Raw genomic sequence first — 10758 nt, 5'->3', positions numbered from 1 at the left:
GGAGTTCGCTCTTTTCGCTCGCGTGGTTCCGGACGGCGCTTCAGGACAGCCAGGTGTCGTGGAACTGGAGCCGGGAGGACGCCTCGAAGTCCAGGTGGTGGACCTTGTCCGAGACCCCGATCACGGTGGTGAGCTCGAAGACCGGCACCTGGTAGCCCTTGTCCAGCACCAGGGCCTGGGCGCGGGCGGCGTGTTCGGCGCGCCGCGCGGGGTCGGCCGTGGCCGACTGCTCATCGAGCACGGAGTCGAGGGCGGAGTCGTGCAGCCGGGAGAGGTTGAGGCCCTCGCTGGAGAAGGAGGTGCGCAGGATGTCGGGGTCGACGCGGGTGGTGTTGCCCCAGGCGTAGTCGTAGTCGCCCTTCTGCCGGACCTCGACGTAGTCCCCGATGGAATGGGACTTCAGACTGATCTGCACGCCGATCTTCTTCAGCTGCTGCTGGATCAGCTCCAGCGCGGTCTGGTTGGGGCCGAAGTTGGTGGCCCACACCACCGTGAGGGAGAGCTTCTTGCCGTCCTTCACCCGGATGCCGCCGGGGCCGGGCTTCCAGCCCGCCTGCTCCAGCAGCTTCTTGGCCCGGTCCGGGGCGTAGGCCAGCCGGTCGCCGAGGTTCTTGTACGCGGTGGTGGTGGACGCCAGCGAGCTGGTGGCCGGCTTGTAGCGGGGGCTGAGGACGGTGTCGACCACCTCCTTGCGGTTCACGCCCAGCTGGATGGCCTGGCGGACCCTGGCGTCCCGGGTGAGCGGGCGGGCGGTGTTGGCCGTCAGGGCGAACGGCACTCCGGGGTTGGCGCGGCTGAGCAGGGTGAATCCGGTGCTCTTCAGCCCGGCCTCGTCCTGCGGCGCCACGCCGCCGATGGCGTCGGCCTGCCCGGACTGGAGGGAGCCGGTGCGCACCCCGGACTCGGGCACCACCTTGAAGGAGAGCCGCTCCAGATAGGCCGGGCCCTTCTTGCGCCACAGCGACGAGCCCCAGGTGTAGCCCGAGCGGCGGCGCTCCTCGACCGACTTGTTCGGGGTGTAGTCGACGAGGGTGAAGGGACCGGAGCCGACGATGTGGTCGGTGCAGCGCTTCGCCGCCGGCAGCCGGGTCGTGGACCGGGCGAGCAGACCGAGTGTGAAGGTGGACGTGGCCTGGAGGAACTGCGCGTTGGGCTCCTTGAACCGCACCCGCGCGGTGTCCTCGTCGACCACGGTGGTGCCCTGGTACCCGGCCAGGTAGCTGGCGCCCAGCACCGACTTGGCGCCGAGCCGCACGATGCCGTCGAAGTTGTCCTTGACGGCGCGGGCGTCGACCGGAGTCCCGTCGCTGAAGGTGGCGCCGTGGCGGAGGTGGAAGGTGAAGGTGGTGGCGTCCTTGCTCACCTCCCAGCTCCTGGCCAGCCAGGGCACGATCTTCCCGGTCTTCGGGTCCTGGTCGGTGAGCGAGTCGACCAACTGCCGGGCGGGGTAGATCGCGTCGTTGTTGCCCTGCTGCTGGGGGTCGACGCAGACCGGGTCGGAGGCGAGGGCGAAGGTCAGATGGCCGCCGGAGTGCGGGGTGGAACTCCCCGTGCCGGACGCGCCGGAGGACGAGCAGGCGGTGGCGGCCAGGGACAGGGCGGTGACAAAAGTGAACACGGCATAACGACGGCGCGAGCCGAGCATGGGGGAAGTCTCCAGGCAGGAAGGGAGTAAAGAGAAAGGGCCGGGCGGCGGAAAAGCCGTCAGCGGCCCTGACAGATCGCGCTGGAGACGCGGTGCAGATCGATATGGCGCCGGGCGGTGAGCGAGATGGCGTGCTCCGCGTAGGGCATCGTGCGCTCACCCCCTCCTGACATTGGTTGCCGTCTCAAACTAGCAGGCCGGACGGCCAAGTGAGAAGACGTTTCTTCACACCCGGCCGTCCGGCCCTGGGAAAGCGGCCCCGCGGGGGTCAGGGTCGCTTGGCCAGCAGATCCTCGACCCGGCTCCGGATGTCCTCGGAGTCCAGGCCGCGGATGGTCAGGGTGGTGCGGCGGCGCAGTACGTCGTCCGCGGTGCGCGCCCACTCGTAGTCCCGGGCGTAGACGACCTGCGCCCAGATCTCCGGGGCGTCCGGGTGGATGCGCTCCGCGAGCGCCGGGTCGCCGCTGGCCAGCCGGGCGATGTCGAAGGAGAGCGAGCCGTAGTGGGTGGCCAGATGGCGGGCGGTGTCCGCGGCCATGCGCGGGCCGGGGGTGCCGCCGTCCACCAGCAGCCGGTGCTCGACGGCGTGCGGATTGGCCAGACCCGGCAGCGGCATGTGCTTGGGCAGCTGGCTGACCGGCTCCATGTCGTCGGCGAGCGGCCGGCCCGGCAGCTGGGCGAGCTTGTTCATCACCGTGCGGCCGATGTGGCGGAAGGTGGTCCACTTGCCGCCGGCTATGGAGAGCATCCCGCCCCGGCCCTCGGTGACCACGGTCTCCCGCTTGGCCTTGGCGGTGTCGCCGGGGCCGCCGGGCAGCACCCGCAGGCCGGCGAAGGAGTAGGTGATCAGATCGCGGGAGAGCTGCTGGTCGCGGATGGAGAAGGCGGCCTCGTCCAGGATCTGGGCGATGTCCTTCTCGGTGACCGCGACATCGGCCGGGTCGCCCTCGAACTCCTCGTCCGTGGTGCCCAGCAGCAGCATGTCCTCCCAGGGGAGGGCGAAGGTGATGCGGTACTTGTCGATCGGGGTGGCCAGCGCGGCCCGCCACGGGGAAGTGCGCTTGAGGACCAGGTGGGCGCCCTTGGACAGCCGGATCGACGGCGCCGCGTTCGGGTCCTCCATCCGGCGCAGATGGTCCACCCAGGGGCCGGTGGCGTTGAGTACCAGACGGGCGGTCACCCCGAACTCGGTACCGTCGGTGCGGTCCTTGAGCTCGGCGCCGGTGACCCGGCCGTCGCTCTTGCGCAGGCCCACCACCTCGGCGTGGTTGAGGACGGTGGCGCCCGCCTCCACGGCCGCCCGGACCGTCATCAGGGCCATCCGGCTGTCGTTCATCTGGCCGTCGCCGTAGACCGCGACCGCCTTGAGGTTCTCGGTGCGCAGCTCCGGGACGTCGCGCGCGGCCCGGTCGGCGCCGATGACATGGCCGACGCCGTCACGGAACGCCGAGAGCGCCGAGTAGGCGAAGACGCCCGCGCCGAGCTTGGCCGCGCCGTGCGGACCGCCCTTGTAGACCGGCAGGTAGAAGGTGAGCGGGTTGGACAGGTGCGGGGCGACGGAGCGGGAGACCGCGCGCCGCTCGAAGTGGTTCTCGGCGACCAGCTTGACCGCGCCGGTCTGGAGGTAGCGCAGGCCGCCGTGGAGCAGCTTGGAGGAGGCGGAGGAGGTGGCGCCGGCGAAGTCACCGGCGTCCACCATCGCCACCCGCAGCCCGGACTGGGCGGCGTGCCAGGCAGTGGTGATGCCCAGAATGCCGCCGCCGATCACCAGGAGGTCGTACGTCGCCTTGGAGAGCTGTTCCCGGGTTTCGGCTCGGCTCGGGTTCGAACCGGCAGCCGGGTGCGTTCCGAGTGACGGAACGCTCTGCAGGGTGGTCATTGCTTACTCCTCGTCCTCGATCCAGCCCATGGTCCGCTGCACGGCCTTGAGCCAGTTCTTGTACTCGCGGTCGCGAACGTCCGCGTCCATTCGGGGGGTCCATTCGGCCGCCCGGCGCCAGTTGGCGCGCAGCGCGTCGGTGTCCGGCCAGAAGCCCACGGCCAGACCGGCGGCGTAGGCGGCGCCGAGGCAGGTGGTCTCGGCGACCATCGGGCGTACCACGGGTGCGTCCAGGGCGTCCGAGAGGCTCTGCATCAGCAGGTTGTTGGAGGTCATACCGCCGTCCACCTTCAGGGCGGTGAGCTCGACCCCGGAGTCCTTGGTCATCGCGTCGACGATCTCGCGGGTCTGCCACGCGGTGGCCTCGAGCACCGCGCGCGCGATGTGCGCCTTGGTGACATAGCGGGTCAGGCCCGCGATCACCCCGCGGGCGTCGGACCGCCAGTACGGGGCGAACAGGCCCGAGAAGGCCGGTACGAAGTACGCGCCGCCGTTGTCCTCCACCGAGCTCGCCAGGGTCTCGATCTCGGCGGCGCTGTTGATCAGACCCATCTGGTCCCGCATCCACTGCACCAGCGAACCGGTGACCGCGATCGAGCCCTCCAGGGCGTAGACCGGCTTCTCGTCGCCGATCCGGTAGCCGACCGTGGTCAGCAGGCCGTTGTAGGAGTTGACCGGCGTCTCGCCGGTGTTCATCAGCAGGAAGGTACCGGTGCCGTAGGTCGACTTGGCCTCGCCCTCGGCGTAACAGGTCTGGCCGAACAGGGCCGCCTGCTGGTCGCCCAGCGCGGAGGCGACCGGCACACCCGCCAGGACGCCCTCGGCGGTGTGCCCGTACACCTCGGCGGAGGAGCGGATCCGCGGCAGCACGGCGGCCGGGATGTCCATCGAGGACAGGATCTTCTGGTCCCAGTCCAGGGTGTGCAGGTTCATCAGGAGGGTGCGGGAGGCGTTGGTGACATCGGTGACGTGCACACCGCCGTTGACGCCGCCGGTCAGGTTCCAGATGACCCAGGAGTCCATGGTGCCGAAGAGCAGGTCGCCCGCCTCGGCCCGCTCGCGCAGCCCCTCGACGTTGTCGAGCAGCCAGCGGATCTTGGGGCCGGCGAAGTAGGAGGCCAGCGGGAGGCCGGTCTCCCGGCGGAAGCGGTCCTGGCCGACGTTGCGGCCGAGCTCGCGGCAGAGGGCGTCGGTGCGGGTGTCCTGCCAGACGATGGCGTTGTACACCGGCTCACCGGTGTTCTTGTCCCACAGCAGGGTGGTCTCGCGCTGGTTGGTGATGCCGATCGCCTTGACGTCGACGGCGGTGATCCCGGCCTTGGTGATGGCGCCGGCGACGACCTCCTTGACGTTCTCCCAGATCTCGGTGGCGTTGTGTTCCACCCAGCCGGGCTTGGGAAAGATCTGCTCGTGTTCCTTCTGGTCCACCGAGACGATGCGGCCGTCGCGGTCGAAGACGATGCAGCGGCTGGAGGTGGTGCCCTGGTCGATGGCCGCGATGAACGGCCCCTGGCCGTGCGAGGAAGCGCTCGTGGTGTGGGTGTCGGTCATGGTCTGCTGCTCTCCTGCGAGTGGTGGGGGTGGCTAGGCGAAGGCGATCTCATAGATCCCGCCCGCGATCGCGCCGCCGATGAGCGGACCGACGACGGGGATCCAGGCGTAGCCCCAGTCCGAGCCGCCCTTGTTGGGCAGCGGCAGGAGGGCGTGGACGATCCGGGGGCCGAGGTCACGCGCCGGGTTGATGGCGTAACCGGTCGGGCCGCCGAGCGAGAGGCCGATGCTGACCACTACGAAGGAGGTGATCAGGACGCCGATGACGCCCAGGCCCTTGCCGTCGCCGTTGAGCCCCTGAGTGAGGATGGCGAGCACCAGCACCGCGGTGGCGATGATCTCGGTGGCCAGGTTCTGCGCGGTGTTGCGGATCTCCGGGCCGGTGGAGAAGACGCCCAGCACCGGGCCGGGGCCGGGGGCCGTCTGCCGGTCCGCCGCGGCCGTGTCCTGGGCGCCCGGACCGCCGACGATCTCGCGGTCGGTGAGATGGGCGTGGAAGTGGCCGAGATAGGCGATCCAGACCAGCGTCGCGCCGATGAGGGCGCCGAGCACCTGCCCGAGGAAGTAGACGGGCACGTCGCTCCACTCGGTGCCGCCCTCGATGGCGAGGCCGAGCGTCACCGCCGGGTTGAGGTGGGCCCCCGAGAGCGGGGCCGAGATGTAGGCGCCGGTGAGGACGGCGAAACCCCACCCGAAGGCGATGGCGACCCACCCGGCGTCGAACGCCTTGGATCGCTTCAGGTTCACGCCGGCGACGACACCACCGCCGAGCAGGATGAGTACGGCGGTACCGATGGTCTCGCCGATGAAGATGTCGGAGCTGGACACCCGCGACTCCTTTGTCCTTCGTCCAGGGGAAGGCGAACCCCCCGGGTTGTGCCGGACGGTCCGCGCCCTCGTGGGAGGGCGTTGGTCGGCCCGCGGCGAGTCCACCATAGCGAATATTGTCGTCAGGTGTTCGACAATGCCGACCGATGAACGGCAGTTTTCTTCACGCTGAAGACCCCGTCAAGGGTCGTGTGCGGAAAAGTCGCGCCTATGTGAAACCGTGATGAAGCAGGTCATGCAGGGACAGGGGGGCGGATCAGGGGTGGATCACCCCTGGTCGGCACGGTTCAACGCGCGGTACGCGACGTGATTCCGGACACGGTTCAGAAACGGCGCAGGGCGCCCAGGTCCCGGGAGACGGCGCGCGCGCAGTCCCGTACGGCGGCCACGAGCTCCGAGCGCAGCTCCCCGTCGTCGCACACCCGCTCGACGGCCCCGGTGATGCCCACCGCGCCCACGGGCAGCCGGCGCCGGTCGTGGATGGGCGCCGCGACCGACGCCACGCCCTCCCAGGTCTCCTCCACATCGGAACCCCAGCCGCGCGCCCGGGTCAGGTCCAGCACGCCCTCGAACTCGGGCTCCCCGGTCACCGTGCGCGCGGTGAACGCCTGGCGCTCGGTCTCGGTCACCTCGCTGTGGGCGACCGGGTCGTACGCGGAGAGCACCTTGCCCAGGGCCGTGGAGTGCAGCGGGTGCATCGCGCCGACCTCCAGCACCTGGCGGCTGTCGTCCGGCCGGAAGACATGGTGGACGATCAGCACGCCCTGCTGGTGCAGCACGCCCAGGTACACGCTCTCGCCGCTGGCGCGGGCCAGGTCGTCCGTCCACACCAGGGCGCGGGCGCGCAGCTCGTGCACGTCCAGATAGCTGTTGCCCAGGCGCAGCAGCTCCGCGCCGAGCTGATAGCGGCCGGACGCCTCGTCCTGCTCGACGAAGCCCTCCTGCTGGAGGGTGCGCAGGATGCCGTGCGCGGTGCCCTTGGCCAGCCCCAGGGTGGAGGCGATGTCGGACAGTCCCAGACGGCGCTCACCACCGGCGAGCAGGCGTAGCATCGCGGCGGCGCGCTCCAACGACTGGATGTTCCGGGCCATCGCCCACCTCCTGACTGCGGTTCGACAATGCTGAACACTATCGGTCCATGCCGACCCCGCGGTACCGCAGTGCATCCGCCGATGGCCGACGGAGCACCGGGGGCCCGGCCGCCCGGCCCCCGTCCCGGCTGATGGAACGACCACCGGCAGATGACCACTGGCAGCTACCCTGGCGTGGTGCGCCCTCCCCAGCGGGGGCGCAAAGCCGACAGCCGTCGCACTCCAGGGAGCACATCCATGGCCTCGCACACGCCATCGCCCACATCCGCCGCCCGAGCCGACGCGCTCCGCGAAGCGCTGGCCACCCGTGTGGTGGTCGCCGACGGCGCGATGGGGACGATGCTCCAGGCGCAGGAGCCCAGTCTCGACGACTTCCAGCAGCTCGAGGGCTGCAACGAGATCCTCAACGTCACCCGCCCGGACATCGTCCGCTCGGTCCACGAGGCGTACTACGCCGCCGGTGTGGACTGCGTCGAGACCAACACCTTCGGCGCCAACCACGCGGCGCTGGGCGAGTACGACATCTCCCACCGCGTCCACGAGCTCTCCGAGGCCGGCGCCCGGATCGCCCGCGAGGTCGCCGACGAGTTCGGCGCCGACGGACGCCAGCGCTGGGTGCTCGGCTCGATGGGACCGGGCACCAAGCTGCCCACCCTGGGCCACGCCCCCTACACCACGCTCCGCGACGCCTACCAGGCCAACGCCGAAGGCATGATCGCCGGCGGTGCCGACGCCCTGCTGGTGGAGACCACCCAGGACCTGCTCCAGACCAAGGCCGCGGTCCTCGGCGCCCGCCGGGCCCTGGAGGCCACCGGTGCCAACCTCCCGGTGATCTGCTCGGTCACCGTCGAGACCACCGGCACCATGCTGCTCGGCTCCGAGATCGGCGCGGCGCTCACCGCGCTGGAGCCGCTCGGCATCGACATGATCGGTCTGAACTGCGCCACCGGCCCCGCCGAGATGAGCGAGCACCTGCGCTATCTGGCCCGCCACTCGCGCATCCCGCTGTCCTGCATGCCCAACGCGGGCCTTCCGGTGCTGGGCAAGGACGGCGCCCACTACCCCCTCACCCCGGGCGAGCTGGCCGACGCCCAGGAGACGTTCGTCCGCGAGTACGGGCTCTCCCTGGTCGGCGGCTGCTGCGGCACCACCCCCGAGCATCTGCGCCAGGTCGTCGAGCGGGTCCGCGAGCTGGCCCCCACCGAGCGCGCCCCGCGCCCCGAGCCCGGCGCCGCCTCGCTGTACCAGACTGTGCCGTTCCGCCAGGACACCTCGTACCTGGCGATCGGCGAGCGCACCAACGCCAACGGCTCCAAGAAGTTCCGCGAGGCCATGCTGGAGGGCCGCTGGGACGACTGCGTGGAGATGGCCCGGGACCAGATCCGCGAGGGCGCCCATCTGCTCGACCTGTGCGTGGACTACGTCGGCCGGGACGGCGTCGCGGACATGGAGGAGCTGGCCGGGCGGTTCGCCACCGCCTCCACCCTCCCCATCGTCCTGGACTCCACCGAGGTCGACGTCATCCAGGCCGGACTGGAGAAGCTCGGCGGACGGGCGGTCATCAACTCCGTCAACTACGAGGACGGCGCCGGCCCCGAGTCCCGGTTCGCCAAGGTCACCCGGCTCGCGCAGGAGCACGGCGCGGCGCTGATCGCGCTGACCATCGACGAGGAGGGCCAGGCCCGGACGCCGGAGAAGAAGGTGGAGATCGCCGAGCGGCTGATCGCCGACCTGACCGGCAACTGGGGCATCCGCGAGGAGGACATCCTCATCGACTGCCTGACCTTCACCATCTGCACCGGTCAGGAGGAGTCCCGCAAGGACGGCCTCGCCACCATCGAGGCGATCCGCGAGCTCAAGCGGCGCCACCCGGACGTCCAGACCACCCTCGGCCTGTCGAACATCTCCTTCGGCCTCAACCCGGCCGCCCGCATCGTGCTCAACTCCGTCTTCCTCGACGAATGCGTCAAGGCGGGCCTGGACTCGGCGATCGTGCACGCCTCCAAGATCCTGCCGATCGCGCGGCTCGACGAGGAGCAGGTCACCACGGCCCTGGACCTGATCTACGACCGCCGTGCCGAGGGCTACGACCCGCTGCAGAAGCTGATGCAGCTCTTCGAGGGCGCCACCGCCACGTCGCTGAAGGCGGGCAAGGCCGAGGAACTGGCCGCGCTGCCCCTGGAGGAGCGCCTCAAGCGGCGCATCATCGACGGCGAGCGCAACGGCCTGGAAGCCGACCTCGACGAGGCGCTCCAGGAGCGGCCCGCCCTCGACATCGTCAACGACACGCTGCTGGACGGCATGAAGGTGGTCGGCGACCTGTTCGGCTCCGGCCAGATGCAGCTGCCGTTCGTCCTCCAGTCCGCCGAGGTCATGAAGACCGCGGTCGCGTACCTCGAGCCACACATGGAGAAGACCGCCGACGGCGAAGGAGACGAGGGCAAGGGCACCATCGTGCTCGCCACCGTCCGCGGCGACGTCCATGACATCGGTAAGAACCTCGTGGACATCATCCTGTCCAACAACGGCTACAACGTGGTCAACCTGGGCATCAAGCAGCCGGTCTCCGCGATCCTGGAGGCCGCCGAGGAGCACCGGGCCGACGTGATCGGCATGTCCGGGCTGCTGGTGAAGTCCACAGTGATCATGAAGGAGAACCTGGAGGAGCTCAACCAGCGCAAGCTGGCCGCCCGCTTCCCCGTCATCCTCGGCGGCGCCGCGCTGACGAGGGCCTATGTCGAGCAGGACCTGCACGAGATCTACGAGGGCGAGGTGCGCTACGCCCGCGACGCCTTCGAGGGGCTGCGGCTGATGGACGCGCTGATCGCCGTCAAGCGGGGCGTGCCCGGCGCCACGCTCCCCGAGCTCAGGCAGCGCCGCGTCCCCCAGCGCGCCGCCCAGGTGCGGGAGCCGGAGCCGGAGGAGGGCCCGGCGCGTTCCGACGTGGCCACCGACAACCCCGTCCCCACGCCGCCCTTCTGGGGCACCCGCGTCGTCAAGGGCATCCAGCAGGCCGACTACGCCTCCTGGCTGGACGAGGGGGCGCTGTTCAAGGGCCAGTGGGGGCTCAAGCAGTCCCGCACCGGCGAGGGGCCCGGCTACGAGGAGCTGGTGGAGCGCGAGGGGCGGCCCCGGCTGCGCGGCTGGCTGGACCGGCTGCACACCGAGAACCTGCTGGAGGCGGCCGTCGTCTACGGCTACTTCCCGTGCGTCTCCAAGGGCGACGACCTGGTCCTGCTGAACGAGGACGGCAGTGAGCGGACCCGCTTCACCTTCCCGCGCCAGCGCCGCGGCCGCCGGCTGTGCCTGGCCGACTTCTTCCGGCCCGAGGAGTCCGGCGAGACCGATGTGGTCGGGCTGCAGGTGGTGACCGTCGGCTCGAAGATCGGCGAGGCCACCGCCGAGCTGTTCGCCTCCGACGCCTACCGCGACTACCTGGAGCTGCACGGGCTGTCCGTCCAGCTGGCGGAGGCGCTGGCCGAGTACTGGCACGCCCGGGTCCGCGCCGAGCTGGGCTTCGCCGGTGAGGACCCGAACCAGATGGAGGACATGTTCGCGCTGAAGTACCGCGGCGCGCGCTTCTCGCTGGGCTACGGCGCCTGCCCCGACCTGGAGGACCGCGCGAAGATCGCCGATCTGCTGCGGCCGGAGCGGATCGGGGTGAAGCTCTCGGAGGAGTTCCAGCTCCACCCCGAGCAGTCCACGGACGCCATCGTGATCCACCACCCGGAGGCGAAGTACTTCAACGCGCGGTAGTCCGCCGG

General features: G+C 70.4%; 7 protein-coding genes. 1 reads left to right on the top strand and 6 read right to left on the bottom strand.

Annotation, left to right across the window (positions count from 1 at the left end):
- Window positions 1-40 precede the first annotated feature (40 nt).
- The 6 genes from PS467_RS09825 to PS467_RS09800 form a co-directional block, all read right to left on the bottom strand.
- Window positions 41-1618, bottom strand: coding sequence for an ABC transporter substrate-binding protein (locus PS467_RS09825; RefSeq protein WP_311034941.1), 1578 nt, complete (start codon window positions 1616-1618; stop codon window positions 41-43).
- Between the two features lie 86 nt (window positions 1619-1704).
- Window positions 1705-1794, bottom strand: coding sequence for a putative leader peptide (locus PS467_RS09820; protein WP_311034940.1), 90 nt, complete (start codon window positions 1792-1794; stop codon window positions 1705-1707).
- Window positions 1795-1913: 119 nt separating this feature from the next.
- Window positions 1914-3524 carry a glycerol-3-phosphate dehydrogenase/oxidase gene (locus tag PS467_RS09815; protein ID WP_311034939.1) on the bottom strand — a complete coding sequence of 537 codons (1611 nt, stop codon included), beginning with the start codon at window positions 3522-3524 and terminating at the stop codon, window positions 1914-1916.
- A gap of 3 nt (window positions 3525-3527) precedes the next feature.
- On the bottom strand, window positions 3528-5075 hold the full coding sequence (gene glpK, locus PS467_RS09810; RefSeq protein WP_268971056.1) for a glycerol kinase GlpK: 1548 nt from the start codon (window positions 5073-5075) through the stop codon (window positions 3528-3530).
- 33 nt (window positions 5076-5108) lie between these two features.
- Entirely contained in the window at window positions 5109-5903 is a 795-nt protein-coding gene (locus PS467_RS09805; protein ID WP_311034938.1) for an MIP/aquaporin family protein, read from the bottom strand.
- A gap of 323 nt (window positions 5904-6226) precedes the next feature.
- Window positions 6227-6994, bottom strand: a complete 768-nt coding sequence (locus PS467_RS09800) for an IclR family transcriptional regulator (RefSeq protein WP_268971054.1) — start codon at window positions 6992-6994, stop codon at window positions 6227-6229.
- 237 nt (window positions 6995-7231) lie between these two features.
- Here PS467_RS09800 and metH point away from each other — a divergent pair, with 237 nt between their 5' ends.
- The gene (gene metH / locus PS467_RS09795) at window positions 7232-10750 is read left to right on the top strand and encodes a methionine synthase (protein ID WP_311034937.1); all 3519 of its coding nucleotides are present in this window, start codon (window positions 7232-7234) and stop codon (window positions 10748-10750) included.
- Window positions 10751-10758 lie beyond the last annotated feature (8 nt).

This window comes from Streptomyces luomodiensis, assembly GCF_031679605.1.
Lineage (GTDB): Bacteria > Actinomycetota > Actinomycetes > Streptomycetales > Streptomycetaceae > Streptomyces > Streptomyces luomodiensis.
Note: the sequence above shows the minus strand (reverse complement) of the source record. Positions and strands in the feature narration are given on the sequence as shown.